Source organism: Pseudonocardia sp. CA-142604, from assembly GCF_050948475.1.
In the GTDB taxonomy this organism is placed as follows: Bacteria; Actinomycetota; Actinomycetes; order Mycobacteriales; family Pseudonocardiaceae; genus Pseudonocardia; species Pseudonocardia alaniniphila.
In genome coordinates this window covers 2354100-2379209 of sequence record NZ_CP192045.1, presented here as the reverse complement: position 1 = coordinate 2379209, position 25110 = coordinate 2354100, and the positions used below count along the sequence as shown (strand labels likewise).

At 70.2% G+C, this 25110-nt stretch carries 28 protein-coding genes and 1 tRNA gene; 15 read left to right on the top strand and 14 right to left on the bottom strand.

Translation table 11 applies throughout. The features are described 5' to 3' along the window. The first annotated feature begins 252 nt into the window (after positions 1 to 252). A complete protein-coding gene (locus tag ACQPZQ_RS10855) occupies positions 253 to 1035 on the top strand; it encodes a YoaK family protein (protein WP_433294630.1) in 783 nt (260 codons plus the stop codon). Between the two features lie 15 nt (positions 1036 to 1050). Here the strand turns inward: ACQPZQ_RS10855 and ACQPZQ_RS10850 are convergent, their stop codons facing one another. Together ACQPZQ_RS10850 and ACQPZQ_RS10845 are read right to left on the bottom strand one after the other, a co-directional pair. Then, positions 1051 to 1467, bottom strand: a complete 417-nt coding sequence (locus tag ACQPZQ_RS10850; RefSeq protein WP_433294628.1) for a hypothetical protein — start codon at positions 1465 to 1467, stop codon at positions 1051 to 1053. A 167-nt stretch (positions 1468 to 1634) separates the two neighbouring features. After that, entirely contained in the window at positions 1635 to 3209 is a 1575-nt protein-coding gene (locus ACQPZQ_RS10845; protein WP_433294626.1) for a hypothetical protein, read from the bottom strand. 215 nt (positions 3210 to 3424) lie between these two features. Here ACQPZQ_RS10845 and ACQPZQ_RS10840 point away from each other — a divergent pair, with 215 nt between their 5' ends. Beyond that, the gene (locus tag ACQPZQ_RS10840) at positions 3425 to 3907 is read left to right on the top strand and encodes a hypothetical protein (protein WP_433294624.1); all 483 of its coding nucleotides are present in this window, start codon (positions 3425 to 3427) and stop codon (positions 3905 to 3907) included. 59 nt (positions 3908 to 3966) lie between these two features. Further along, positions 3967 to 4632 carry a maleylpyruvate isomerase family mycothiol-dependent enzyme gene (locus ACQPZQ_RS10835; RefSeq protein ID WP_433294622.1) on the top strand — a complete coding sequence of 222 codons (666 nt, stop codon included), beginning with the start codon at positions 3967 to 3969 and terminating at the stop codon, positions 4630 to 4632. A 405-nt stretch (positions 4633 to 5037) separates the two neighbouring features. On the opposite strand, the gene ACQPZQ_RS10830 is transcribed toward ACQPZQ_RS10835, so the two are convergent. From ACQPZQ_RS10830 to ACQPZQ_RS10820, 3 genes are all read right to left on the bottom strand, one after another. Then, a complete protein-coding gene (locus ACQPZQ_RS10830; protein ID WP_433294620.1) occupies positions 5038 to 5496 on the bottom strand; it encodes a hypothetical protein in 459 nt (152 codons plus the stop codon). A 117-nt stretch (positions 5497 to 5613) separates the two neighbouring features. Continuing rightward, a tRNA-Val gene (locus ACQPZQ_RS10825) sits at positions 5614 to 5688 on the bottom strand. A 38-nt stretch (positions 5689 to 5726) separates the two neighbouring features. Next, positions 5727 to 6191: a peroxiredoxin gene (locus tag ACQPZQ_RS10820; protein ID WP_433294618.1), complete on the bottom strand. Its 465-nt coding sequence runs from the start codon at positions 6189 to 6191 to the stop codon at positions 5727 to 5729. A gap of 104 nt (positions 6192 to 6295) precedes the next feature. Between ACQPZQ_RS10820 and ACQPZQ_RS10815 the strand changes: the two genes are divergently transcribed. Beyond that, on the top strand, positions 6296 to 7219 hold the full coding sequence (locus ACQPZQ_RS10815) for a phospholipase D-like domain-containing protein (protein WP_433294616.1): 924 nt from the start codon (positions 6296 to 6298) through the stop codon (positions 7217 to 7219). A gap of 28 nt (positions 7220 to 7247) precedes the next feature. On the opposite strand, the gene ACQPZQ_RS10810 is transcribed toward ACQPZQ_RS10815, so the two are convergent. Then, positions 7248 to 7682, bottom strand: a complete 435-nt coding sequence (locus ACQPZQ_RS10810) for a DUF3052 domain-containing protein (protein ID WP_241042264.1) — start codon at positions 7680 to 7682, stop codon at positions 7248 to 7250. Positions 7683 to 7864: 182 nt separating this feature from the next. Here ACQPZQ_RS10810 and aceE point away from each other — a divergent pair, with 182 nt between their 5' ends. Both aceE and ACQPZQ_RS10800 read left to right on the top strand, forming a co-directional pair. Then, on the top strand, positions 7865 to 10675 hold the full coding sequence (gene aceE, locus ACQPZQ_RS10805; RefSeq protein WP_433294614.1) for a pyruvate dehydrogenase (acetyl-transferring), homodimeric type: 2811 nt from the start codon (positions 7865 to 7867) through the stop codon (positions 10673 to 10675). Positions 10676 to 11014: 339 nt separating this feature from the next. Next, positions 11015 to 11221 (top strand): cold-shock protein, encoded by a 207-nt coding sequence (locus tag ACQPZQ_RS10800; RefSeq protein WP_075941971.1) that lies wholly within the window; start codon positions 11015 to 11017, stop codon positions 11219 to 11221. Positions 11222 to 11579: 358 nt separating this feature from the next. Here the strand turns inward: ACQPZQ_RS10800 and ACQPZQ_RS10795 are convergent, their stop codons facing one another. Together ACQPZQ_RS10795 and ACQPZQ_RS10790 are read right to left on the bottom strand one after the other, a co-directional pair. Next, positions 11580 to 12290 (bottom strand): TetR/AcrR family transcriptional regulator, encoded by a 711-nt coding sequence (locus ACQPZQ_RS10795; RefSeq protein WP_433294612.1) that lies wholly within the window; start codon positions 12288 to 12290, stop codon positions 11580 to 11582. Positions 12291 to 12439: 149 nt separating this feature from the next. Beyond that, positions 12440 to 13183: a pirin family protein gene (locus tag ACQPZQ_RS10790; protein WP_433294610.1), complete on the bottom strand. Its 744-nt coding sequence runs from the start codon at positions 13181 to 13183 to the stop codon at positions 12440 to 12442. An 80-nt stretch (positions 13184 to 13263) separates the two neighbouring features. On the opposite strand from ACQPZQ_RS10790, the gene ACQPZQ_RS10785 reads away from it, so the two are divergent. The 5 genes from ACQPZQ_RS10785 to ACQPZQ_RS10765 all read left to right on the top strand — a co-directional run bounded on the left by ACQPZQ_RS10785 (position 13264) and on the right by ACQPZQ_RS10765 (position 18159). Then, a complete protein-coding gene (locus ACQPZQ_RS10785; RefSeq protein WP_433294608.1) occupies positions 13264 to 14517 on the top strand; it encodes a PucR family transcriptional regulator in 1254 nt (417 codons plus the stop codon). A gap of 151 nt (positions 14518 to 14668) precedes the next feature. Beyond that, positions 14669 to 15601 carry an ACP S-malonyltransferase gene (locus ACQPZQ_RS10780; RefSeq protein WP_433294606.1) on the top strand — a complete coding sequence of 311 codons (933 nt, stop codon included), beginning with the start codon at positions 14669 to 14671 and terminating at the stop codon, positions 15599 to 15601. After that, positions 15598 to 16584, top strand: a complete 987-nt coding sequence (locus ACQPZQ_RS10775; RefSeq protein WP_433294604.1) for a beta-ketoacyl-ACP synthase III — start codon at positions 15598 to 15600, stop codon at positions 16582 to 16584. The genes ACQPZQ_RS10780 and ACQPZQ_RS10775 overlap by 4 nt, the downstream gene beginning before the upstream one ends. A 44-nt stretch (positions 16585 to 16628) precedes the next feature. Beyond that, on the top strand, positions 16629 to 16871 hold the full coding sequence (locus ACQPZQ_RS10770) for an acyl carrier protein (protein WP_241042257.1): 243 nt from the start codon (positions 16629 to 16631) through the stop codon (positions 16869 to 16871). A 34-nt stretch (positions 16872 to 16905) separates the two neighbouring features. Next, complete coding sequence (locus tag ACQPZQ_RS10765; protein WP_241042256.1) at positions 16906 to 18159, top strand: beta-ketoacyl-[acyl-carrier-protein] synthase family protein; 1254 nt, start codon at positions 16906 to 16908, stop codon at positions 18157 to 18159. Between the two features lie 49 nt (positions 18160 to 18208). On the opposite strand, the gene ACQPZQ_RS10760 is transcribed toward ACQPZQ_RS10765, so the two are convergent. From ACQPZQ_RS10760 to ACQPZQ_RS10750, 3 genes are all read right to left on the bottom strand, one after another. Next, positions 18209 to 18697 (bottom strand): DUF3145 domain-containing protein, encoded by a 489-nt coding sequence (locus ACQPZQ_RS10760; RefSeq protein ID WP_433294601.1) that lies wholly within the window; start codon positions 18695 to 18697, stop codon positions 18209 to 18211. Between the two features lie 213 nt (positions 18698 to 18910). Continuing rightward, on the bottom strand, positions 18911 to 19825 hold the full coding sequence (locus ACQPZQ_RS10755; RefSeq protein ID WP_433294599.1) for a hypothetical protein: 915 nt from the start codon (positions 19823 to 19825) through the stop codon (positions 18911 to 18913). Between the two features lie 65 nt (positions 19826 to 19890). Next, positions 19891 to 20931 carry an MBL fold metallo-hydrolase gene (locus ACQPZQ_RS10750; protein WP_433294597.1) on the bottom strand — a complete coding sequence of 347 codons (1041 nt, stop codon included), beginning with the start codon at positions 20929 to 20931 and terminating at the stop codon, positions 19891 to 19893. A gap of 202 nt (positions 20932 to 21133) precedes the next feature. On the opposite strand from ACQPZQ_RS10750, the gene ACQPZQ_RS10745 reads away from it, so the two are divergent. Beyond that, positions 21134 to 21388 (top strand): helix-turn-helix domain-containing protein, encoded by a 255-nt coding sequence (locus ACQPZQ_RS10745; RefSeq protein WP_241042252.1) that lies wholly within the window; start codon positions 21134 to 21136, stop codon positions 21386 to 21388. Positions 21389 to 21667: 279 nt separating this feature from the next. Next, a complete protein-coding gene (locus ACQPZQ_RS10740) occupies positions 21668 to 22075 on the top strand; it encodes a VOC family protein (RefSeq protein ID WP_433294594.1) in 408 nt (135 codons plus the stop codon). Positions 22076 to 22108: 33 nt separating this feature from the next. On the opposite strand, the gene ACQPZQ_RS10735 is transcribed toward ACQPZQ_RS10740, so the two are convergent. The 3 genes from ACQPZQ_RS10735 to ACQPZQ_RS10725 are packed head-to-tail and all read right to left on the bottom strand — an operon-like array spanning position 22109 to position 23849. Next, entirely contained in the window at positions 22109 to 22762 is a 654-nt protein-coding gene (locus ACQPZQ_RS10735) for a methyltransferase family protein (protein WP_433294592.1), read from the bottom strand. Beyond that, positions 22759 to 23457, bottom strand: coding sequence for a cation transporter (locus ACQPZQ_RS10730; protein WP_433299120.1), 699 nt, complete (start codon positions 23455 to 23457; stop codon positions 22759 to 22761). Before ACQPZQ_RS10730 ends, ACQPZQ_RS10735 begins: the two co-directional genes overlap by 4 nt. Before the next feature lie 14 nt (positions 23458 to 23471). Next, the gene (locus tag ACQPZQ_RS10725; RefSeq protein ID WP_433299118.1) at positions 23472 to 23849 is read right to left on the bottom strand and encodes an ArsR/SmtB family transcription factor; all 378 of its coding nucleotides are present in this window, start codon (positions 23847 to 23849) and stop codon (positions 23472 to 23474) included. 136 nt (positions 23850 to 23985) lie between these two features. Here ACQPZQ_RS10725 and ACQPZQ_RS10720 point away from each other — a divergent pair, with 136 nt between their 5' ends. Both ACQPZQ_RS10720 and ACQPZQ_RS10715 read left to right on the top strand, forming a co-directional pair. Then, positions 23986 to 24333 carry a hypothetical protein gene (locus tag ACQPZQ_RS10720; RefSeq protein ID WP_433294590.1) on the top strand — a complete coding sequence of 116 codons (348 nt, stop codon included), beginning with the start codon at positions 23986 to 23988 and terminating at the stop codon, positions 24331 to 24333. 345 nt (positions 24334 to 24678) lie between these two features. Beyond that, entirely contained in the window at positions 24679 to 25095 is a 417-nt protein-coding gene (locus ACQPZQ_RS10715) for a TlpA disulfide reductase family protein (protein WP_433294588.1), read from the top strand. Positions 25096 to 25110 lie beyond the last annotated feature (15 nt).

Genomic DNA, 25110 nt, shown 5'->3' with positions numbered 1-25110 from the left:
ACCCGTCACCCTCCGATTCACACGAGAGGTCCGAAAAAGCCGCTCACAACAGTCTCACAGAATCTCGAGTGGTCCTTGACACTCGAATAACAGGGGATGCACCGTGTGCGACATGCACAAGACGACGACGTCGAACATCGGCCGGAACGATCCACCCCCGCGGGACGTATCCGGACGCAGAGGAACGCGTTACCCGGTGCCACCCGCATTTCCCGAGCGAGGTGGAATCGGTTGACCGCACCAGGTGGTGCCATGCCTGTCGAGCCGTCCGCCGAACGGATCGTGGATCAGGCCGCCGCGTACGCGTCGCCTGCCCTCATCGCGCTTCGCGACCGGCTGCTCGTGGCGTTGGCCTTCGCGTCAGGGATCTACGAGGCGATCTGCTTCCTCTCCTTCGGAAAGGTCTTCACGGCGTTCCAGACCGGAAACATCGTCTTCCTCGGGCTCGGTATCGCAGGAACTCGCCCGCCCGATGGGCCCGACACAGTGCGGGTGATCATCTCTCTCGTCGCGTTCGCGGTGGGGGCGATGGCGGCCGTGCGGATCCTGCAGGCGTTCGACGGCGACGACGAGGTGGAGGACCACGAGGTCTTCCAGGTGTGGCCGCGCCGCGTGTCCATCGCGCTGGGGGTCGGCCTGGCCGTGCAGGTCGCCTTCCTCGCCGTATGGATGGCCTCCTCGCTGACGAGTAGCGCGGAGAACATCCTCGTCGCGCTGAGCGCGTTCGCGATGGGCGTCCAGATGAACTCCATCCGGTTCCTCAGGGTGCCGGGCGTCTCCACCACGGCCGCAACCGCCACGTTCATCAGCCTGGCAACCGGTATCGCGACGTGGTCCCACAAGGCCCCCGCGGCACGCCGGCTGACCGGGGTGGTCGTGAGCATGGCCGTGGGTGCCGCCGTCGGAGACTGGATGCTCAACCACGCGCATCCCTATGCACCACTCCTTCCGGTGCTCGTGATAGGGGTCGTGATCGTGATCGCGACGATGGCGCTGCGGCAGGAACCCGCACAGCTGCCGACGCGTACCCGCTGATCGTGACGACGGTTCTCAGGCGCTGTGCCTGGTCCGGACCGTGCGTCCGCCGAGGAACGACCACGTCAGCACCCAGGCGGTGCCGAGCGTCAGCGCGAGGGCGAGCGGGACGTGGACGGAGAGCACTCCGACGTCCCCGAGATAGGCCTGCAGCAGGCCGATCAGGAACACCACGGCACTGACCACGGTGGGCCAGATCGACCCACGCGTGGCCCGCCACAGCATGACAGCCGAGATCAGCATGAGCGCCGACAGCACGTGGAAGGCGATCGCACCGGCGCCGTGCACGCCCTCGGCAGCTCCGGTGCCGCTGAGGATCTGTCCGGCAGTCGCACCCTGGAAGAGGACCTCGATGGTGCTCAGGACCGCCGTGACCTGCAGCGCGGTCCGCGCCCCGGCCCCGGATCTGCGAGCTGACTCGATCTGCGACATCAGTACACCCTTCATTTCGCCGGACGATCCGGCCATCCCCCACTACGCCGTGGCAGCCCGCCCGGTTCAACACAGATGCCCGCGAGAAGAGGAAGCACGACGCAAGCTCGCCGGGGCCGCCCGGCGGGCGTCCCCTTCCGCCGGCCGCCGATGGACGTGTGCACTGCTCAGGAGGTCAGGAGCTGGGTCTTCTGCGAGGTGAACTCCTCATCGGTCAGGACGCCTGCGCTTCGCGCGTCACCGAGGCGCATGAGCAGGTCGAGCTTGCTGCTCATCGCCGAGATGCCCTCCGGCGTCATCGGCTGGTTGGCCGGGGGCTTCGCGACGGTCGCCGGAGCGGCCTCCCCGTCCTCCCTCGGTGGGGCGTCATTCTTCGCGCCATCGTTCTTCGCGCCAACCCCCGAGCGGGCCGCCGAGGGCGGGAGCACCGCCGAGGAATCGGCGTCGCCGCCCGCCGTCACGCCGCCGTTCGTGGTGACGGGAATCGGGCTCGTCTCCTCGGCGGAGGCGGTCTCGGATCGGGCGGCCACGGCCAGTACGAGCTCGATCAGCCCGATGTACAGGGCGACGCATGCCACGACCCAGATGAACACCGACAGGGACGGGGCGGGCCACAGCAGCAGAACCAGGGCTCCGACCGCGATCCCGGCCCACCGGACCGCCCGCAGGTTGCGCCGGAGGAACGCCGCGAGACGGGCGAGCCGCTCCGGCAGGTTCATCCCGTCGACGAACGCCCTGGTCTCGTCCGCGATCCGGGTCGGCCACGACCGCGTCGGCTCGGCGGCTTCCCCGTCCGTCCCGGCCACCGAAGCGGTGGCTGCCCGCGCCGTCCAGCGCTGCTCGGCCTTGGCACGGGCGGCGTCGTAGCCACGCCGGACGGCCCGGACGATCCCGGTCCGTCCCCAGAGCAACGTGAAAGCCGTGATTCCGGCCATGATCAGAACGAGCCAGAGCGTCCAGCTGCGCAGGCTGGCGGTGACGCCGTCATAGACCGCGTTGGCGACCTCGACGTTGGCAGGCTTCACGTCACCGAGCAGAGGTCCGCGGATCAGGACGAGGGAGAAGACGAGAAGCAACGCGATGACCCCGGTGGTCACTGCCCAGGCCCGAAGCGTCCGCATGCGCTGGCGCGACACCGCCAGGGCCCCGGCGAGAATGCCGAGCGCGACCAGGCCGACCCACAGCCACAGCGACTTCAACACGTCGATCGCCGTGTAGACGCGAGGAGCCTCCTGCGGGGTGAGCACGGTGAAGCCCACATCGTCCGGGATCAGGTTGATCACCTGCCCGGCCAGGCCCGTCCGGTCCTCGGCCGGTATCCGTGCCTTCGCCTGCCCCAGCGTGAGCCCGACCGGTTCGCCGTTCAGTATCTGCGTCTGAGCGGTACGCAGGGCGGCGCCGGTCAGCCCGGCGAACCGGGGTGAGGTCAGGATCAGCTCCACGCCCCTGGACAGCAGGTTCCTCGTTCCCTCCTCCACGGAGGGCCGGAACACCTGCAGCCTCGGCGGAAGCACCGAGACGGCCTGGTCGATGGCCTGTTGGATCTCGGGCTTGGCCATGATCGTGTCGACCACCTGGGTCTCCACCCGGGCGGAGACGGTCGGATCGGTGATGATCCTCTGACCGTTCGCCACGAAGACGTCCGTGTTCACCACGTTGTGGCGTGTCCACAACGACGTGCTGGACAGCACGAGCAGCAGCGCGCTGACGAGTACCAACAATCCCACGCCGAAACGACGCATCGGTGTCACCTCCGGGCGCCAACGGCTGATGGCGCGAAACGCCCCGGCCCGGGCCGGCTCCCGATACCGACACGGGAGACGAGCTCGGTGAGGCGCGCTGACTGTTACGCCCGCACGCCGCACGCGCATCACCCACGACGGGGGATGCGACATTTGCCGGTGATCAATTTTCGATGCGGAACAGCCCACCCCGATAGGGCGTTTCACCTGCGGAGGTGGGCACAACGACTCCCGAAGAAAAGATCTGCATCGGTTGCGGCGAGGGGATGCCCGAGGAACGGGCAGAACTCGGCTACCGCTACTGCACCAAGGATTCCTGCCAGGCCCAGTACCACCGCGGTCTGGCCGTCACAGCCTTCGGGTTGAACAAGAGCGGCGAGACATTCGTGGTCGCCGACGCCGACGAGATCCGGCGCCGGGGCGAAGCCGGGGAGTTCAGGAAGAAGGACTCCGGTGTGGGGCTCGACTACCGCCCCACCGGGGCTCCCGCCGCGCCGCGTCCGCGAGTGCCGCAGCAGCGGCGCAGGCAACCGGCGCCGCGGCGACCGTGGACCGCGGAACAGGAGAAGATCACCCGGCTCTATCACGACATGGGACTGAGTCCGCGGCAGATCGTCGCGCGGGCTCGCGAGAACGCACCGCGGCTGCAACTGACGGAGGCTCTGGTCGTCAAGATTCTGTCGTCGCTCCCCCGATGATTCTCGCGCGTGTTCGCGGTCTCACCTCCGAAGCGACCGAGCGCATCGGAGGACGAGCCGTGAACGACACCGACCGCTGTCACACCCTGGAGCCGGACGAGATCGATTCGGCCGTGCGAACCCAACGGCTGAATCTGTGCGACTACCTGGACGGGTTGGACGACTCCGAATGGACGGTTCAGTCCCTGTGCTCCGCATGGACCGTGCGTGAGGTGGTCGCGCACCTGACGCTCACCACCAGAACCACGATCCCTTTCATCATCACGTCCGCGATCAAGGCCCGGGGCAGCTTCGACCGCATGGAAGAGAAGATGGCACGTGACCGGGCAACACGATTCACCACCACAGAGCTCGTCGAGCAGTTGCGCGAGAGCGCCGATTCGTCCCGCAGGACCGTCGGCAGCGGCCCCATGGACCCCCTGGTGGACCTGCTCGTTCACGGCCAGGACATAGCCCGCCCGCTGGCACGGCCGTACGAGATGCGGCCGGACCTCGCGCTACCGGCGCTGGCTTACGTCGTGCCCAACCGCTTCCTCGGCGGCCCCAAGCGGGTGGCGGGGCTGACGATGGTCGCAACAGACGTGGAGTGGTCGACGGGCGACGGACCGGAGGTAGCGGGAACAGCCGGGAACCTGCTCCTGGCGGCCGCCGGACGATCCGCCGCCCTGGCGCACCTGGCGGGCGCAGGCGTCAACCGCCTCACCGAGCGCCTCAGAGCAGCGTGAGGCTGATCAAAAGTGGGGGGTCCGATGTTGGACGACGAGAGTGCTGACGTTATTCCGTGGCCTTCGGATGACCGGCACCAGCGCTGACCACCCAGACGATCCGGCGCTCCCAATCAGGGCAATACCAGATCCGGCCGCCCGCCGTCACCTCGTACTGCCACTGCTCGAGCTCTCGACCACCGATCTGACGGCTAGCCAACGGACCGCGCAGCCGATGCTGTCGCGACGGGTTCTCCGGGCGGGTGGGGCGCTCGGTCAACACGACCCAGGCCTCCCACGTGTTGGCCCGCGCCGCGCGACACAACTCCTCCCATCCCTTCGCAGCCTCCGACGTAGCGAAACGTGCTTCACACGCCTCAGGACCGGCCGGCGGCGCCACACGGTCACCCGGCTTCGCCGGCAACGTCAGGATCCCTCTGGGGCCGGAACCGGCCCGAAGTCGTCGTCGAGTGGCCGGCTCAGCTCTTCGACAAGCGCGGGATCCGCGTAGATCGCGGCCGTGGCCTTCCATTCGACGATCACCTGCGTCAGCACTGACCACCGGCCCAACTCCGCAGAGGCCTGAACGGCTCGGACGAAGTCGGCGGCGAATCGGCGACGATCATGTTCCGGCAGCAGATCCGCCCACGGGAACTCCTCGGTCAGCGTGTCGCTGGCATCCTCGACCGAGAGGTGGGCCAGCGCGTTACGCAGAGCCCGCGCTGCGGTGAGCGCACCCTCGGCGGCGGAGCTGGCGCTGTCCTCGCGGACCAACAGCAACGGCACACCGTCCCGTCGCCTGACCCGGACATCACCCTGGTCAGCAAGCGCTGCCACCCCTTTGGGGTCGCGCTGTAACTCGCTCCACTGCACCTCAGTCGTCACACACACCATTCTGAACTTTTTCAGAACTCCGTGCAAGTACCGCCAGGCACACCGCTGGTCTTCGTCAGCGGGTCGACGTCGGCATGGACGCAATGCAGGCAGACATCCTGGTCGGGCTGGTGGGCGCGGCAGGGTTCGAACCTGCGACCGCTCGGGTGTAAGCCGAGTGCTCTTCCGCTGAGCTACGCGCCCGGGAGCCCGGTGACCCGGGCTGATCGAACTGGGGAAGGTCAGGCGGCCAGCTCCGCCACGGCCTTCTTCCAGCCCCCCTGGTCGCGGGCATCACCGGGCTGGTTGACCTCGCTGAACCGCACGATGCCGTCCTTGTCCACGAGGAACGTGCCGCGCAGGGCCATCCCCCGCGTGTCGTTGAACACGCCGTACGCCGTGGCGACCTCGCCGTGCGGCCAGAAATCAGCCAGCAGCGGGAAGTCGTAACCTTGCGCATCCGACCACGCCTTGAGCGTGAACGGGTGGTCGACGGAGATCGCGAGGATCTGCACGTCGTCGTTCTGGAAGTTGGGGAGGTCGTCGCGGACGGAGCACAGCTCGCTCGTGCAGATGCCGGAGAACGCGAAGGGGTAGAAGACCACCAGGACGCTGCGCTTCCCCCGGAACGACGAGAGCGTGACCTCCTGGTTGTTCTGGTCCTTCAGGCTGAAGTCAGGGGCCTCGGTGCCGACCTCGGGCGCCATGGGCTGGTCTCCTCGGATTCGAACGATGCGGTCATGGCGAGCCTAGTCCCGCCCCGCCCAGCCGTGACCGGGCCTTCCCCAGCACGGACGGTCCGGAGTTGATAGTGCGCGCCGAAGACTGGTTCCTGTCCGACGCGGAGCGGGGCAATCCCGCCCACCGGCTGCCCGCGTGGACCTCCGGCAACCGGGTGGTGCCGCTCGTGCACGGCGCTGCGTATTTCGCCCGTCTCGTCGAGGTCCGCGCCCTGCAGCCGGGCCCGGACGGGGAGCGGTCGGTGGCACGTGGGTACGCGAAGGCCCTGAGACGGGCGGAGCGGCTCGTCTATCTCGAGGACCAGTACATGTGGTCCCCGCCCATCGCCCGGCCCCTCGCGGACGCTCTGCGCCGCAGTCCGGGGCTGCATCTCGTGGTGGTCGTGCCGCGCCACCCGGACGTGGACGGGCGCCTCGCGCTGCCGCCCAACGTGGTCGGCAGGCTCCAGGCGATCCAGGTCTGCCGAGCGGCCGTCCCCGACCGGGTGCACGTGTGCGACCTCGAGAACCACGAGGACACACCGGTGGACGTCCACGCCGAGGTCGCCGTCATCGACGACACCTGGGCCTGCGCGGGCAGCGCCAACCTCAACCGGCGCTCGTGGAGCCACGACAGCGAACTCTCCGTGGCCGTGCTCGACGAGACCCGCGACGAGCGGGAGCCCACCGCCCTGGGAGGCCACGGCGACGGCGCCCGCGCCTTCGCCCGCAACCTACGGCTGGAGCTCCTGCGCGAGCACCTCGACCGCGCCCCGGGCGACGACGAGGACCTCGTGGACCCCGACGACGCCGTACGCGCCGTGAACGCCGCTGCGGGCGCCCTGGACGCATGGCACGGGGACGGGCGGGTGGGACCACGCCCACCCGGCCGCCTACGCCGCCACGAACCCGAGCGCATGCCGCTCCGCACGAAGCTCTGGGCCGTGCCGGTCTATCGCCTCGTCTACGACCCGGACGGGCGCTCGTGGCGCGACCGCCTGCACGACCGGTGGTGACCGGCCTGCAGACATCTGCGCGGTGGGGTCACCGCCGCGACTTCGCCGCCTTGGGTGCCACGAGCCGTGATCCCGTCCAGCCTTCGCTGACCGTGATGTTGGACGTCTGCGCCAGCCCAGCCGTGGGCGCAGCCTCGGCGATCTCGCTGGGATCGACGTGCCCGGGGCGCCCCGTCTTCGGGGTGAGCACCCAGATCACGCCGTTGTCGGCAAGCGGGCCGATGGCGTCGACCAGGGCGTCGACGAGGTCGCCGTCGCCCTCTCGCCACCACATGAGGACGAGGTCGACAACCTCGACGGCGTCCTCGTCGAGCAGTTCGTCCCCGGCTCTCTCCTCGGCGGCGTCACGCACCGCTTCGTCGACGTCTTCGTCCCAACCGAGTTCCTGGACGACCATGCCCGGCTCGACGCCGAGCTTGCCCGCGATGTCGGACGTGCGTCCGGCATCATCCGCGGCGACCACGCGTGTACCTCTTTTCCTCGTGCCTCACCCGGGCGTACAGCCCGGGGCCTGCTCATCGGGTTGCGGAATCCGAACACGACGACTCACCGACGCGCAACCACTCGTTACGAGATCGCATGCCGAGGGGCACGATAGGGGATACCTCAGACGTCTACTCGGCACGAGCCACCAGGGAGAACCCCTTGACCCGGCAGACCAGCGACAGCACGAACCATGATCCCACGCAGCCGCGGCGGGTCCACGTCATCCGCGATGGGCTCGCTGCGCACCTGCCGGACATCGACCCCGAGGAGACCGCGGAGTGGCTGGACTCCTTCGACGCGGTGCTCGATGCCGCGGGCCAGCAACGTGCGCGCTACCTCATGCTCAGGATGCTCCAGCGGGCACGGGAACGCCACGTCGGCGTCCCCTCACTGACCAGCACCGACTACGTCAACACGATCCCCACCGACCGCGAGCCGTGGTTCCCCGGCGACGAGGAGGTCGAGCGCACCTATCGGCGCTGGATCCGCTGGAACGCCGCCATGACGGTCCACCGCGCGCAGCGGCCGGGCATCTCCGTCGGCGGCCACATCTCGTCCTACGCGTCCTCGGCCACGCTCTACGAGGTCGGTTTCAACCACTTCTTCCGTGGCAAAGACCACCCGGGCGGGGGCGACCAGATCTACATCCAGGGCCATGCGTCCCCCGGCATCTATGCCCGCGCGTACCTCGAGGGGCGGCTGTCGGAGGATCGGCTCGACGGGTTCCGGCAGGAGCTGTCGCACGGCGGGCCGGGCCACGGCCTCCCGTCCTACCCGCACCCCCGGCTGATGCCGGACTTCTGGGAGTTCCCCACCGTCTCGATGGGGCTCGGCCCCATGAACGCGATCATGCAGGCGCGGTTCAACCGCTACCTGGGCGACCGCGGCTTCTCCAACACCGACGACCAGCACGTCTGGGCGTTCCTCGGCGACGGTGAGATGGACGAGCCGGAGTCACGCGGTCTCATCCAGATCGCGGCCACCGAGGGACTGGACAACCTCACGTTCGTGGTCAACGCCAACCTGCAACGCCTCGACGGGCCGGTGCGGGGCAACGGGAAGATCATCCAGGAGCTGGAGTCGTTCTTCCGCGGCGCCGGCTGGAACGTCATCAAGGTGATCTGGGGACGTGAGTGGGACGCCCTGCTGCACGCCGACCGTGACGGCGCGCTCATCAACCTGATGAACAACACCCCGGACGGGGACTACCAGACCTACAAGGCCAACGACGGCGGGTACGTCCGCGACCACTTCTTCGGCCGCGACCCGCGCACGAAGGCGCTGGTGGAGCCCATGACGGACGCCGAGATCTGGAACCTCAAGCGCGGCGGCCACGACTACCGCAAGGTGTACGCGGCCTACGCGGCGGCGCTGGAGCACAACGGGCAGCCCACGGTCATCCTGGCGAAGACGATCAAGGGTTACGCCCTCGGCTCGCACTTCGCGGGGCGCAACGCCACGCACCAGATGAAGAAGCTCTCGCTCGACGACCTGAAGAACTTCCGCGACTCCCAGCGCATCCCGATCTCGGACAAGGCGCTGGAGCAGAACCCGTACCTGCCGCCGTACTACCACCCCGGCGACGACGACCCGGCCATCCAGTACCTGCGTGAGCGCCGGCGCGTGCTCGGCGGCAACCTGCCGTCGCGCCGCGTCACCGCGAAGCCGCTCGTGCTGCCCGGCGACAAGGTCTACGACGTGGTCCGCAAGGGCTCGGGCAAGCAGGAGGTCGCCACCACCATGGCGTTCGTCCGGCTGGTGCGGGAGCTCGTCAAGGACAAGGAGATGGGCGGCCGGTTCGTCCCGATCATCCCCGACGAGGCACGCACGTTCGGGATGGACTCGATGTTCCCGACGCAGAAGATCTACAACCCGAACGGGCAGCAGTACACCTCGGTGGACGCCTCGCTCATGCTCGCCTACCGCGAGTCCGAGCAGGGCCAGCTGCTGCACGAGGGAATCAACGAGGCGGGGTCCGTGGGCTCGTTCACGGCGGCCGGCACGTCGTACGCCACGCACGGGCAGCCGATGATCCCGATCTACGTCTTCTACTCGATGTTCGGCTTCCAGCGCACCGGCGACTCGATCTGGGCGGCGGCGGACCAGATGGCCCGCGGGTTCCTCGTCGGGGCCACGGCCGGACGCACCACGCTGACCGGTGAGGGCCTGCAGCACAACGACGGCCACTCGCTGCTGCTCGCGGCCACCAACCCGGCCGTCCTGGCGTACGACCCGGCGTTCTCCTACGAGGTGGCGCACATCGTCAAGGACGGGCTCCGGCGCATGTACGGCGAGGGCTCCCCCGACGACGAAGGCACCCTCGGCGGCGAGAACGTCATCTACTACCTGACGGTCTACAACGAGCCGTACGTGCAGCCTGCCGAGCCGCAGGACCTGGACGTCGACGGCGTGCTGCGCGGGATCTACCGCTACGTGGGCAGCCCGCGGGCGGAGGGGCCGCAGGTGCGGCTGCTCGCGTCCGGTGTGGCCGTGCCGTGGGCTCTGCGGGCCCGCGACATGCTCGCGGAGCAGTGGGGCGTCGGCGCCGAGGTCTGGTCGGTGACCTCATGGGGCGAGCTACGTCGCGACGGGGTCGAGGCCGAGCGGCACAACCTCGTCAACCCTGAGGAGACGAAGCATGTGCCGTACGTCACGCGTGCCCTCGGCGACAGCGGCACACCGGTCGTGGCGGTGTCGGACTGGATGCGGGCCGTGCCCGACCTGATCCGCCAGTGGGTACCGGCGCCGTTCACCACGCTCGGCACCGACGGGTTCGGGCTGTCCGACACCCGTCCGGCGGTGCGGCGGCACTTCAACGTCGACGCCGAGTCGATCACGGTGGCCGCCCTCGAGGCGCTCGCCGAGCGCGGGGAGTTCGACCGCGGGCAGGTGGCGGAGGCGGCGGCCAAGTACCGGCTCGACGACCCGCAGGCCGCGGGGCCGCAGACCACCGACAGCGGCGTCGCCTGACGACGTCCTGCCCCGAGGTGTGATGCACGCCTCGGGGCAGGGCGCCCTCGCGCGCACCGTCGACACTGCGTGAACGGCCCGTCGCCCAGGGCGTGCGAGCCGGTCGCCCGGTTGCGCCACTCTCCCCTGACGCACCACCCGGACGGCGCCTCACCTGCGGCGCCATGACAAACACACAGGTCATTGGCTCTCGGCAGCGGGGCCGGAACACGATACGCTCCGCGCGATGCCGAGCCCGCGTGATCGGGAACGGCGTCCCGACCCGGGCGCGGACCGTAGCGGCCAGGCGGCGCGATGCTGGGGGCGAGTGCCCCAGCACCAGGTACGAGGAGAGCAAGAATGGCAGAGGGCACCGTCAAGTGGTTCAACAGCGAGAAGGGCTACGGCTTCCTCGCTCCTGACGGTGGTGGCGCGGACGTGTTCGTGCACTACTCAGCGATCCAGACCAACGGTTACAAGAGCCTCGACGAGGGCCAGCGGGTGTCGTTCGACATCGAGCAGGGCCAGAAGGGTCCGCAGGCAACCAAGGTCACTCCGCTCGGCTGAGACCGAGCTGCCGGATCAGCTCATCCGGTAGCTCCCGCGGCGCTCCTGCGCCCCACCCCGCGCGCTCCGGCCCACGACACGCCATCGGACCGGAGGCGTTGACCGACATCCGTTGGCCATCGAACGGCCTGCGGCGGATCGCCTCGCCCTCGATCGGGTTCACGGCATCTCGGCCCACCCCACTTCCGGCGCCATGCGCGCCTTCCGTGGGCACGCGACTGCCCGTGTTCCCCCGGACGGGGGTCACGATCCGATATCGCGCGTGCCGTTGTGTATCAGACGGTAGCGGTCTGCCCACGCGGTCACACGACCGGGTGCGGTTACGCGTCCGCGCCGGCTACAGGGCGCGTACGCAGGGTCAGGACGCGGGGAGCCCCATGAGGTCGGCCAACGAGTCCATCTCCACGCTCAGCAGCGTGGAGGCCTGGTGGCCCATGCCGACGAACTTGCCCTGGACCTCCAGGTTCACGACGCCGTGCAGGCGCACCCACACGATGAGTGCCCCGGTGAGCGCCGTGGCGGGGTCCGCTCCGGGTGCGTACGCCCGCACCCAGTCGGCCACCGGCTCGGGCCCGTCGACCCAGCCCTGCACCTGTTTCCTGAGCTCCGTGGCGGCGGGCCAGGTCCGTCCCTCGCCGAGCGCGGGGAGGAACGGGCCGAGCACGGCCTTGGCCCGGTCGATCGTCTCCGGAGGGGAATCGATCGTCGGCTTGGGCATCACCGTCAGCAGCTGGTACAGGTGCGGTGCGGCGACGGCCCACTGCCGGTAGGCCTCGGCCAGGCGGTGCAGACGCTCCCGAGCGGGCAGGTCCGTGATGCGCTCCGCCTCGGCGTGCACCGCGGCTGCCGCGTCGGCGTAGCAGTCGAACACCAGTTCCGTCAGCAGGTCGTCCCGGCTGCGGAAGTATTTGTAGAGCGCAGGGCCGGTGACACCCAGCTCCTTCGCAACGGCGTTGAGACTGAGCGCTGCGGGCCCGCCGATGCACATCTGGGCCAGTGCGGCCTGCTTGATCTCGGCGCGCACCTGGTCTCGATAGCGCTGCCGCGGGCTGCCGTTGCCAACGGTCATCCGGTCACCCTCCTCCGGGTGCTCGATCCGACGTCGGTGAAGCTGAGGACATCCTTAATGCTTGTGAGAACGTCTGGCCACGGCAATGGACCGTCGCCGAACGGGCGTCGAACAACCGTGCGCGGCACCGGCAAAGGTGATACGGACAGTCACCCCAAGCCCGTGTGCATCTCCCAAAGGAGCACCTCTGCCCCTCCCGGACCAGCCACAATATGTTGTCCGTCACCGACAGTAATACGCGCGGCGTCCCCAGCCGAGAGTTCGCCTGCTGCTTCCAACTGGACCACTCCTCGTGTCACGAACACGTGCACGAGTGGTGCTCGCGGCACCATCACCATGGCACCCGGGGTCATGCGGGCGGCGTACATCGCCGCGTGTTCCTGCCGGAGGGAGACTGCGCGGTCCTGCGCGTGCTTCCGCATCCCCGACGCCACGACGAGCAGCTCTCCGGTCTCGAGCGCGGAGCCGATGTCGAGCTGTTCGTACCCGGGCGGGCCCGCCGATGAGCCCGGAAGCACCCACATCTGTACGAGGTGCACCTCCCGGGTTCCCTCGGCGTTGCGCTCGGAGTGGACGACCCCGGAGCCTGCGCTCATCCGCTGCGCCGTGCCCGGCCGGATCACCGCGGAGTGCCCGGTGTCGTCCTCGTGCCGAAGAGCGCCCTCGAGCACCCACGTGACGATCTCCATGTCCCGGTGCGGATGCGGCTCGAAACCGCTGCCGGGCGCCAGCACGTCCTCGTTGTTGGCCATCAGCAGGCCGAAGTGCGTGTTGGCCGGGTCATAGTGGGCGCCGTAGGAGAAGCTGTGGCGTGAGTCGAGCCACGCGGTCCGGGTGCGCATCCGGTCACCTGCCCGCCGCACCTCCACCGACGCGGCGAGGGGCGTGCCCATCCGAGCCTCCTGTCGCGGAATGCCTGCGCCAACGCCCGTCGGTCCCACGGTGTTCCTACCGGCGTGCGATGCTGCCGAGCGTGGCACGCGGCGGAGCGAGCACGGAGGCGGCGCGGTCCGGATCGGCCGCCGTCTCCCCGGCCACGCTGCGCAAACTCGAGCTCGCCGCCGGCGACCTCGCGCTCGCGTGCCTGGTGGCGATGGAGGAGCACCAGCCGTGGTTCGCCCGGCTGCCGGCCGAGCAGCGCTCGGCGGTGCTGTTGGTCACCCAGACCGGCGTGGCCAACTTCGTCGCCTGGCTCGGCGAGCGGGGGCAGTCGATCCGGCTCACCGCGGAGGCCTTCCGCATCGCCCCGCGAGACCTCGCCCGGCGGCTGAGCCTGCGCCAGACCGTCGACCTGGTCCGCATCGCCACGGACGTCTTCGAGCGGCACCTCCCGCCGCTCGCCGCCGACGAGGACGAACGGCACGCCCTCGTCGAGGGGGTCCTGCGCTTCGGCCGCGACATCGCCTTCGCCGCGGCAACGGTGTACGCAGGCGCGGCCGAGACCCGCGGCGCGTGGGACGCCCGGCTCGAGGCCCTCGTCGTGGACGCCGTGGTGCGCGGCCCGGACGCCGACGGCGGGGCCGACGACGCGCTCGTCTCCCGGGCCTCCACGCTGGGCTGGGACCCGGACGTGGCGGTGCGGGTGGTGGCCGGCAGCCCGGCCCCCGACACGGCAGCCGAGCGCCTCGGCGAGCTGCGCCGTCAGGCGGCCAGGGCCGGCCGCTCGGTGCTGGTGGGGGTGCAGGGCAGCAGGTTGATCCTGCTGCTGTCCGAGCCGCCGGCCGGGAGCGGCCCGGGTAGCGACACCGGCGAGGACATCGGCGGCCTCGTCGACGCCTTCGGAGCGGGCCCGGTGGTGGTCGGCCCGGTGGCAGGCGAGCTCGCCACCGCCCATTGCAGTGCCCGCGACGCGCTCTCCGCGCTGCGTGCCGCGCCGGGATGGCCCGATGCCCCGCGCCCGGTCGCCGCCGACGACCTGCTGCCCGAGCGCGCATTGCGGGGCGACACGGCGGCCCACCGCAGGTTGGTGGAGTCGATCGTCATCCCGCTCGAGACGGCGGGCGGCGAGCTTCTGCACACGCTCGCCACGTACCTGGAGGGCGGCGGGGCACTCGAGGCCTGCGCGAGAACACTCTTCGTGCATCCCAACACCGTGCGCTACCGGCTGCGCCGCGTCTGCGACCTCACCGGCCGCAGCCCGTTCGACCCGCGCGATGCACTGGTACTGCGCACCGCCGTCATCGCGGCGAGGCTGACCCTCGGGCGAGATCCGGGGGCTTCGGCGTGAGGTGCGCAACGCCTACAACGCAAAGGGAATGGGCGGTGACTTACCCGACGAGTGACCGGAGCTGCGTTGGAGGAAACCTCCAAATCCCAGGGCCGGAGTTGGTGCGTGCCGGTATCCCCGTGGCGTCCGCCGCCGGTGTTCCCTGGTTCTCGTGATCGCGTTGCTCGCACCTGGTCAGGGGTCCCAGACTCCTGGCATGCTCGCCCCCTGGCTGGATGATCCAACGGCAGCGGAGACGCTCGCCAGATGGTCCGCCACCACCGGCCTCGACCTCGGCCATCTCGGCACGGACGCCGACGCCGAGGAGATCAAGGACACGGCCGTCACCCAGCCGCTGGTCGTCGCCGCCGCGCTGCTCGCCGCCGCCCGGCTCGCCGGGCGCGCGGAGCTGCCCGCCGCCGCGCCCGCCGCGGGTCACTCCGTCGGTGAGCTCGCCGCAGCCGCCGTGGCCGGAGTACTCACCGCGGACGCCGCCGTCGCGCTCGCCGCCGTGCGTGGGCGCGCCATGGCCGCCGCCTGCGCGCTCGAGCCCACGGGCATGAGCGCGGTGCTGGGTGGGAAACCCGACGAGGTGCTCGCCCGGCTCGACGAGCTCGGCCTCGACCCGGCCAACCGCAACGGCGCGGGGCAGATCGTCGCGGCCGGCCCCGTCGCAGCGTTGGCGGCACTCGCCGAGAACCCGCCGGAGCGGGCCCGCGTGAAGCCCCTGGCCGTGGCCGGGGCCTTCCACACCCGGTTCATGGCGCCTGCCGAGGAGACGATGCGCTCCCACGCGGCCGAGGTCTCCCCCGCCGACCCCACCCGCCCCCTGCTGTCCAACGCCGACGGCACACTCCTCTCCGACGGGGCAGAGGCGCTGCGTAGGCTGGTCGCCCAGGTCACGCGGCCGGTGCGCTGGGACTCCTGCATGGCCACCCTGCAGGAGCTGGGCGTCACCGCCGTGATCGAGCTGCCGCCGGCCGGTGCGCTCGTCGGCCTGGTCAAGCGCGACCTCAAGGGCACCGCGACCGTGGCCCTCAAGACTCCGGACGACCTCCAGGCGGCCGTCGACCTGATCACCGAGCACGCGGGGGCAGAAAAGTGACGAAGCTGAAACTGGCATCCACCACGGCGGGCGCCCGGATCCTCGGGCTGGGCAGCGTCCAGCCCGACAACGTCGTCACCAACGACGACCTGGCCCAGCGGATGGACACCAACGATCAGTGGATCCGCGAGCGGGTGGGCATCGAGAGCCGCCGCATCGCGGAAGAGGGCACGCTGCTGGTCGACATGGCCGCCGAAGCCGGGGCCCGCGCCGTCAAGGACTCGGGGCTGACGCCCAATGAGATCGACACGGTCATCGTCGCCACCTGCACCATGCCCACCCCGATCCCCAACGCCGCCGCGCAGACCGCCGACCGCATCGGCATCCCCGCGCCGGGAGCCTTCGACATCAACGCCGCATGTGCGGGGTTCTGCTTCGGGATGGGCACGGCGGCCGATCTCGTGCGCGGCGGCAGCGCACGCAACGTCCTCGTGATCGGGGCGGAGAAGCTGTCCGACTGGCTCGACTGGACCGACCGCTCGACGGCGATCATCTTCGCCGACGGGGCCGGCGCCGCCGTCGTCGGACCGGCCTCCGACGAGGCCTCCGTCGGCGTCGGGCCGCTCGCTTGGGGCAGCGCAGGTGACATGTCCCAGACGATCCACATCAAGCCGGACAACAACGCGCTCGCCCAGGAGGGCCAGGCGGTCTTCCGGTGGGCCACCACCAAGATCGCACCGGTGGCACTACGGGCGATCGAACTCGCGGGGCTCACCCCGGCCGACATCGACGTCTTCGTGCCGCACCAGGCCAACCTGCGCATCGTCGACGCGGTGGCCAAGCGGCTGCGCGCCAAGGGCGCCCGCGATGACATGGTGGTGGCCGACGACATCCGGCATTCCGGCAATACTTCGTCGGCGTCCATCCCTCTCGCGCTCGACCACATGCGCGCTGACGGGCGGCTGCGTTCGGGCGACACCGTGCTCCTCGTAGGCTTCGGCGCGGGCCTGTCCTACGCCGGCCAGGTCGTCGTCTGTCCCTGACCTCCGATCCGACGACTCCAGTTCCCACCAGAAGGAGAACCACCGTGGCTGACAACACCGAGATCCTCAGCGGCTTCGCCGAGATCGTCGAGGAGGTCGCAGGCATCGACCCCGCCGAGGTGACCGTCGAGAAGTCCTTCGTCGACGACCTCGACATCGACTCGCTGTCGATGGTCGAGATCGCGGTGCAGGCCGAGGACAAGTTCGGCGTGAAGATCCCCGACGACCAGCTGGCCGAGCTGAAGACGGTCGGCGACGCGGTGGACTACATCGCGAAGAACCAGTGAGGCACCTGCACGCGGCCGTTCCTGCGGAGGCAGCATGAGTACAGCTCCCGACGTCGTCGTCACCGGGCTCGGTGCGACGACCCCGCTCGGCGGTGACGTCGCGTCGACGTGGGAGGCGCTGCTCGCCGGCCGGTCCGGCGTCCGGCGCATCGACGACGCCGACCACGAGTGGGTGGAGCGCCACCAGCTGCCTGTGAAGATCGCGGCGCCGCTGGCGGTGGCACCCACCGAGGTGCTCCCCCGCGTCCAGGCGCGCAGGCTCGACCGGTGCGAGCAGGTGGCGCTGGTCGCGGCCAAGGAGGCGTGGACCCAGGCCGGTCTCGGCGACCGCGACAACATGCAGGTGGACCCCGAGCGGCTCGCCGTCGTGGTCGCCACCGGCATCGGCGGCGCGGTCACGCTGCTCGACCAGGACGACCTGCTGGAGAACAGCGGGCTGCGCAAGGTCTCACCGCTCACCGTGCCGATGCTGATGCCGAACGGCCCCGCGGCCTGGATCGGCATCGAGTACGGCGCACAGGGCGGCGTCCACGCCCCCGTCTCGGCGTGCGCCTCCGGTGCGGAGGCACTCGCGTGGGCGCTGCGGCTGCTGCGCGGCGGCGAGGTCGACGTGGTCATCGCCGGCGGTGCGGAAGCCTGCATCACCGGCATCACGGTGGCCGGCTTCGTGCAGGCACGCACGCTCTCGCAGCGCAACGACGAGCCGGAGCGGGCCTCCCGTCCGTTCGACGTCGACCGCGACGGGTTCGTGCTCGGTGAGGGCGCCGGGATCATGGTGCTCGAACGTGCCGACTTCGCGGCGGCACGCGGGGCCACGGTGCACGGCAGGCTCGCCGGTGCCGGGCTCACCTCCGACGCCTACCACATCACCGGCCCCGAACCGGAGGGCATCGGGCAGTCGCGGGCCATCGCCAAGGCGGTGCGCGACGCCGGACTGGAGGCGATCGACGTCGGCCACGTCAACTGCCACGCCACGTCCACAGTGGCCGGCGACGTGGGTGAGACGCGCGCGGTGCGCAAGGCCCTGGGCGACCACCCGGTGCTCACCGCACCGAAGTCCGCGCTGGGTCACATGGTGGGTGCGGCCGGGGCCGTGGAGAGCATCATCACGCTGCTCTCGGTCAAGGAAGGCGTGATCCCCGCGACGCTGAACCTCGAGAATCTCGACCCGGGTGTCGAGCTCGACGTCGTGGCGGGTGAGCCGCGCAAGGTCGACCTCGAAGCGGCCGTGTGCGACTCGTTCGGGTTCGGCGGCCACAACGCCGCCGTCGTCTTCACCGGAGCGTGAGCGAGAGCGTTGCCCCGCCCGAGGCGACGGCAACGCTCTTTCTCCCGCCTCACCCCACCTGGTGCAGCCAGGTGACCGGGGCGCCGTCACCGGCGAACCGGAACGGCTCCAGGGCGTCGTCCCACGCTGAGCCGAGCAGGTCGTGCATCCGGGTGGGCAGCTGGCTCGCCGGCACCTCGGAGAGAAGGGCCCGCAGCCGGTCCTCCGCCACCACGATGTCGCCGTTTGCGCTCGTCCGCCCGGACCACAGACCGAGCGTGGGGACATGACAGAAACGCTCGCCGTCCACGCCGGGACTGGGCTCCTCGGTCACCTCGAACCGAAGCATCGGCCAGGCACGCAACGCGCCCGCAATCGCGCCACCGCAGCCGGCCGGACCCGTCCAGCTGCATTCCGCCCGCATCTGACCGGGCACCGCCGGTTGGGTAGCCCACTGCAGGGACACCTTCGTCCCGAGCACGCCTGAGATCGCCCACTCGACGTGCGGACAAACCGCAGTCGGCGACGAGTGGACGAAGACCACGCCGCGTGCGTTCACTGCAGACCTCCAACGTCGACGAGGATCGTCTTCCCCTACGTCCTCGCGCCGTGGCAGCCCGCTCATGCAACCGGATCGTTCCCGGTTTTGTTGTGGTGATCAGTCTGCACGAACCTGCGACGACACGGCCAGCACGCCGCGACGGGTGGGCGTGTCGTGCGACGAGCGACAGATCCGTGACGCTGCGCTATCGAATTACCCCCGTGTGGTAACTCATCGCTGCGGAAGAGGCCCACCATCGAGGTACATGTTGTCCTCGAGAACCGCTCGGCGTGACACCCGAAGGGGAATGTCCCCGGCCCCACGGCGGAATCGATTCCCGGTGATGACCACATCGGTCATCACCGCGGAGGGCGAATCCTGCTGCACCGTGTATCGGCCGCCACCGAGGACGTTTCCCCTGATCACCACGGGGCCGTCGGCACGCCGACCCGCCTTGTCGGGCGCCAGCAGCACCGCACTCGCCCGCCCGGGACCGTCACCGAGCTCGATCCTGTTGTCCTCGACGACGACATTGCCGCCCGTTCCCCGGAGCACCAGCGCGTGAGCATCGCCACCGGGCGCCGGTGCGAAGTCGTGCACGTTGCTATTGCGGAGCCGCGCCCCTTCGCCGAGCCGGGCGCCGTCATGCGTTACACCGACGATTTCCACCCGTTCACCGCTCCACCGGTCGCCGCCTATTGCCGCCTCGGGGAAGTCGCCGGTAAGCGTCACGTCCTCGATTCGCACCGAGCCCGCCGCCGTGGTGACGATTCCGTAGGGAGTGGCACCGTCGCCGGTCACACGACTGCGACGCACCACCACATCAGGGGCGTCCACCACGATCCCGCCGTGCACGTCCCATCCGTCCAGCACCGCACCGGCAACGGACAGCGTGATCGAACCACCGGAACAGAGCTCGCCGATCCCGGCGGGAAGACCGACGCTGCCCCGCTCCGGCGGGTTGTAGGGGCCGGCGGCATCGCACCCGACGGCAGCCGTCGGGGCGAGCGTGACGCTGGGGCCGGGACCACCGGGGAAGGTGCCCCCCTCGGTGGCCACGATGACGGCGGACACGGCGAGCACGCACGCCGCGAGGGCGAGCCCCGCACGCACGAGAACCCGACCCTGCCCACCCAACCCCTGCACGGCGCGAAGCGTACGACCGGAGCATTTCGCTGTCCCCGCCGGGTTCTACAAAGAGTGAATTGTTATCACGTTGTGTAGTGAGCGATGCCGTTCTCCTCGCCGGCTGTCACAAGCCCGCGCTCAGCCAGCAGATCGAGATGGACCGAGGTCTCCAGCGTCGCGAGCATGGCGTTGAACGGGTCGAGCTCGTCCAGGCGCCGGTCACGGCGGGTCCAGGGCAGCGCCTCCGCCACCTCGTACGCCGTGGAGCGCCCGTCCTGTACGGCGCTGAGGGTCGCGTCGAGTCGCTTGGCGTGGTGTGCGAGCAGTTCGTCGACGCGCTCGTGCACGCGCATGCCGACCGGGCCGTGCGCCGGAAGCATCGCCGCATCCGGACGCGCCCGTACGAGCTCGAGCGAGGCGATGAAGTCGGCCAGCGGGCGGGGCGAGGTCACCGCCTCGAACCCGATCGAGGGCGTGATGCGCGGCAGCACATGGTCGCCGGAGAAGAGCAGACCGCCGCTTTGGTCCGCGAAGACCACGTGACCCTGCGTGTGCCCGGGCGTCGCGAGCGCCTGCAGCACCCGTTCCCCGCCCGCGGCGGCGGCCAGCACGAACTCCGCGCCGTCCTCGATCCAGTCGTCGGGGAACTCCCACACCGTGCTGTCGTGGGGCGCCTCCCCTTGTGCCGCGATCTTCGGGAGCAGGGCCTGGCCGCCGGCGCGCCGCAATCGCCCCAGGTGGACCGGGCCTCGCCGATCCGGCCCGTTGATCACCTCGAGCGCGGGCTGCTCTCTACGCCCCAGCGCCACCCGCATGCCGAACTCCCGCCGCAGCACGACGGCCTGGGTGTAGTGGTCACGGTGGACGTGGGTGACCAGGAACCGGCGCACATCGCCCAGCCCGGAGTCCAGCTGGGCGAGCGCGCTGCGCAGAAGATCGTCTGCGCGGGCCAGCGCCCATCCCGAGTCGATGAGCGTCCACCCGTCGCCGTCCGCCACTACATAGACATTGACGGCGCGGAGCCCGTCGTTCGGGAGCGGCAACGGGATGCGGTAGACACCGGGGGCGCAGCGGAACACTCCCGGAGCGGTCCAGTCACCGTCCGGTTCATCGTCGGGGATCACGCCCGCGACGATAGGCGTCTTGGCGTCACGGTGCGCGACGCCGCCCGGCCGGCCACGTACCCCCGGCGAGCGCGCCCCACTTTTTTCAAGACCACTCTTCAGTGAACCTCGACGTACCCGAAAGTGTCGCAACCGTCCGTTAGTGTCCATCTCATTGCGATCAACAGCCCCCGTTCGGGGGCCACGAAGGAGGATGCGCACGATGGCTGCTGACGGAATGCGACACCCAGATCTGATGGGGGCGCCGTTCCTCACCGTGGCCGAGATCGCCCAGCGCATGCGGGTGTCGAAGATGACCGTGTACCGGCTCGTGCACAGCGGAGAGCTACCAGCCGTGCGTTTCGGCCGGTCGTTCCGTGTGCAACGGGCGGCTGTGGAGGAGCTGATCCGCGCGGCGCGCTACGAGGCCGGTCGCGACGCCGTCGACGCCCACACCGCCGCCGCCAGGGCGAACTGAGGTCCGGCCAGAACACGCCGCGGGCCGACCGGCACGGGGCAAGGACGCGGAGCCCGGTTCTCTGCGCACGACCCGCACCACGGGGCAGTCGCTACCTGGTGGGGCGTGCTCGGCGTGCAACGATTCCCGCCCGCTGCCCCCACGGGGCGATGCCGTGGCAGCACGGCGCAGTGGCGCGAGCTGGTTGGCGCAGCGGAGCCGAGGAGCGCACACGCGGCTGACTGCACGGTCGCGGGATCTCCGTTTTCGTCGGTGGCCGTCGCTACCGTCGCCCTCCACGTGACTCACCACCTGGAGGCCCCGTTGCTCGACCATGTCTCGATCCAGGTCACCGACGTCAATGCCGCAGCGGCGTTCTACCTGCGGGTCTTCGCACCCGTGGGCGTCCGCGAGGCGATGCGCTTCGACCGTGACGGGCAGTCCGTGGTCGGGCTGTGCGGAGCGGACGGCCAACCGCGGTTCTGGCTCGGGCCCGCGGGCACCTCGGCGGATCGGGAAGTGCATCTCGCCTTCTCGGCTCCCAGCCGCGCCGCGGTCGACGACGTGCATCAGGCAGCCGTGGCGGCCGGTGCCCAGATCCTGCACGCGCCGAGGATCTGGCCGGAGTACCACCCTGGCTACTACGGCGTGTTCCTCAGGGATCTCGACGGCAACAACGTCGAGGCGGTGCACCACCAGGCCCCGTGACACAAGCACGACGGCGGCGTGGAGGCCGGCTCGTCACGCACCGGTGTCCAGTCGGGCCTTCGCGCCGGCCGGCCGGGTGCGCCCCAGGCCGGGCAGGAACCGGCCGGTCCTGGCCGTGTAATGGGTGTAGGTGTCGCCATGGACGCGGTGCAGGTAGGGCTCCTCGACGACACGCACCTGGATCTGGACCGCGCCGATGAGGCAGGCCAGCGCGAGGATCGCGACGACGGTGGGGGCCATCAGCGCGACGCCGGCGCAGACCGCAGCCATGCCGGTGAAGATCGGGTTGCGGATCGAACTGAACAGCCCGCTGCTTATCAGCTCGGTGCGTTCGGTGTCGTCGACCCCGATCCGCCAGGAGGACCCCATCGCGGCTTGGGCGAGCAGCACCACCACCAGCCCGGCCAGGCTCACGACGAGCCCGGCGGCGGCGAGCGCGGGGTGCGCGGGCAGCACCGGCGCGGTGATGCCGGTGAGCACCAGCACGGGTGCCGCGAGCCCGAGGACGAGCGCGATGGGGAACAGCACGCCACCCCACCAGGCCGGCGATCCCGGTCGGCCGGAGATGCCACGGAACCCGCTCGTGCCGGTCCGGCGGATCTGCAGCCAGGACCGCGCCCCGAACGCGAGCACCAGGCCGGCCACGTAGAGCAACAGGGCCACCCAGGCCCAGCCCGCCGGGCTCATCGGGTCTCCCCTGTGCAGCAGGTGTCGGTGCAGCCCGGAGCGCATCGGCAGTCGCTATCGCTGCCCGCGCCGCCATCGCGTTCATCGAGGTGGACGGGCGAGCAGCAGGTCTCGCCGCGCAGGGCTTGGCGGCCTTCCCGGACCGCGACGACGGCTAGGCCGAGAGCGACCACGGGGTCGGCCCACCACCAGCCGAACGTGGAGTTGAGAACGAGCCCGACCAGGACCGCCGCGGACAGATAGGTGCACAGCAGCGTCTGCTTGGAGTCCGCAACCGCGCTGGCCGAGCCCAGCTCCCGCCCGGCCCGGCGCTGGGCCCAGGACAGGAACGGCATGACGACCACACTGACCGCGACCAGCACGATGCCCACCAGCGAGTGCTCGGGCCGCTCGGCACCGATGAGGCTGCGCACCGCCTCGACCGAGACGTAGGCGGCGAGGGCGAAGAACGAGCCCGCGATCACCCGCAGCGCCACCTTCTCCCGCCGCTGCGGGTCGGGGCCGGCGAACTGCCAGGCCACCGCCGCGGCGGAGCTGACCTCGATCACCGAGTCCAGCCCGAACCCGATCAGCGCGATGGAGTCCGCGATCGTTCCGGCGGAGATCGCGACGACCGCCTCGATCACGTTGTAGGTGATCGTCGCCGCGACGAGCCACCGGATCCGCCTGCGCAGCACGTCCCGCCGGACGGACATCACTCCTGGGACGCTCACGGCACCGCCTCGGCCGCGTCCACCACCGCGAGCTCCGAGGTGCCGGCGGGCTCGCCGTAGACGGGGCAGAGCGCCACCGCCTCCCCGGTCTCGACCAGCAACGCCTCCGCGCTGCGCAACAGGTCGATCAACTCGGGCCGGGTCAGCGAGTAGAACGACTGCCGCCCCTCGGCGCGGTAGTCGATCAACCGGCAGTCCCGCAGACAGGCCAGGTGCTTCGACACCGTCGACTGCGCCAGCCCCAACGCCCTGGTCAGATCGACGACCCGGGCCTCACCCTCGGCCAGTCGCCGAACGATGGCCAACCGCGTCGGATCACCGAGGGACCGGAACAACGCCACGGCCGGCCCGAGATCCCGCCCGCAACAATCCATCGCCACGGGGCGATGCTAGCGCCACATCGTGATCGATTGGAAGCCCGCTCAGGCAACCTTCGCAAACAGGACGAAGTGGTGCTTGTACGATCCGGCCATCGTGATGCACAGCCGGATCCCCGATTCCGCCAGATCCGTGGCGAAGCGTTGGAGCCTGCTCGCCGTCATCGCGCTGGTGATCCTGACTCAGGCCTTCACCTGCCAGGCCGTCCTCGCCTCTCCCTCGGTCCCGGCCGCCGCGATCTCGTGCCAGGGCGACACCGGGCACGACGTCGTCTGCGAGTTCGGGTCTGCCTCTGTCGCCGGTCGCGACACGAGGCGCGACGATCCCGCGGCCCAGGTGGCGTTGCTCGTCGCTCTCGTCACGATCACGGCCGCTGTGGTCGCACGACTCCTGGCCGCCGCCGGCCCTCAGGAGTGGGCACCGCGAAAGTCGCTTCGAGGTCGGCACCGGCTCGTGGCCCTCTGCATCACACGTGTCTGATCAGACCAGAGGCATCCGGACGACCAACCGCGCCGGCACCAGATCATCTGCCTGATCAATCCGCTGGTCCGCGTTTTCGCGCGACGCCTCATGAGCCCCGCTCCAGACCCTCCACAGCCGTTTCCGCTGACCGAAGGCAAGCCTGTGACCGGCACCCATGTGATTCGACGTCGACGTTCCCTGGTCCGCCGCAGCGGCCTCTGCGTTGCGGCTGCCCTCGTGCTGATCGGTTGCGGAACGGGGACCAATGCCGTCGCCGTCGGCGACTCGTTCGAGTTCGTTGCTCCCGGAGGCCAGACGAGGGTCTTCTACGATCCCCCGGAAAGCCGGGGCCGGGCAGGCGAGATGTCTGCGGAGAGCGTGACCGAGCCGGGCGAGCGCATTTCGCTGTCCGACTTCGCCGGGCAGGTCGTCGTCGTCAACATCTGGGGCTCCTGGTGCGGTCCGTGCCGAGAGGAGGCGCCCGCACTACAAGAGGTATACGACGCCACCCGGCCATCGGGTGTGACCGTCCTCGGCGTCGCTGTTCGCGACGATCAGCAGGCAGCGGGCGACTTCATGCGTAATTGGAAACTGTCCTACCCCTCGCTGTTCGATCAACCGGGACGCACGCTGCAGGCTTTTCGCGGCGTCCCGCGCAACACCATTCCGTCGACGCTCGTCCTCGACCGGTCGCATCGGGTCGCCGCCGTCTTCCTGACGACGGTCCGGGCATCCGAACTGCTCTCGGTCGTGCATCGGGTCGCCGCCGAACCCGCGTGAGCGGCGTCGCTCGTT

Bases quoted from the DNA above. Each gene is read 5' to 3' on its own strand.
- ACQPZQ_RS10765 (WP_241042256.1), top strand. From the start codon at position 16,906: ATGAGTACAGCTCCCGACGTCGTCGTCACCGGGCTCGGTGCGACGACC.
- ACQPZQ_RS10850 (WP_433294628.1), bottom strand. From the start codon at position 1,467: ATGTCGCAGATCGAGTCAGCTCGCAGATCCGGGGCCGGGGCGCGGACC.
- ACQPZQ_RS10795 (WP_433294612.1), bottom strand. From the start codon at position 12,290: ATGACCGTTGGCAACGGCAGCCCGCGGCAGCGCTATCGAGACCAGGTG.
- ACQPZQ_RS10820 (WP_433294618.1), bottom strand. From the start codon at position 6,191: ATGGCGCCCGAGGTCGGCACCGAGGCCCCTGACTTCAGCCTGAAGGAC.
- ACQPZQ_RS10735 (WP_433294592.1), bottom strand. From the start codon at position 22,762: ATGAGCCCGGCGGGCTGGGCCTGGGTGGCCCTGTTGCTCTACGTGGCC.
- ACQPZQ_RS10800 (WP_075941971.1), top strand. From the start codon at position 11,015: ATGGCAGAGGGCACCGTCAAGTGGTTCAACAGCGAGAAGGGCTACGGC.
- ACQPZQ_RS10790 (WP_433294610.1), bottom strand. From the start codon at position 13,183: ATGGGCACGCCCCTCGCCGCGTCGGTGGAGGTGCGGCGGGCAGGTGAC.
- ACQPZQ_RS10855 (WP_433294630.1), top strand. From the start codon at position 253: ATGCCTGTCGAGCCGTCCGCCGAACGGATCGTGGATCAGGCCGCCGCG.
- ACQPZQ_RS10725 (WP_433299118.1), bottom strand. From the start codon at position 23,849: ATGGATTGTTGCGGGCGGGATCTCGGGCCGGCCGTGGCGTTGTTCCGG.
- ACQPZQ_RS10745 (WP_241042252.1), top strand. From the start codon at position 21,134: ATGGCTGCTGACGGAATGCGACACCCAGATCTGATGGGGGCGCCGTTC.
- ACQPZQ_RS10730 (WP_433299120.1), bottom strand. From the start codon at position 23,457: ATGTCCGTCCGGCGGGACGTGCTGCGCAGGCGGATCCGGTGGCTCGTC.
- ACQPZQ_RS10715 (WP_433294588.1), top strand. From the start codon at position 24,679: ATGTCTGCGGAGAGCGTGACCGAGCCGGGCGAGCGCATTTCGCTGTCC.
- ACQPZQ_RS10845 (WP_433294626.1), bottom strand. From the start codon at position 3,209: ATGCGTCGTTTCGGCGTGGGATTGTTGGTACTCGTCAGCGCGCTGCTG.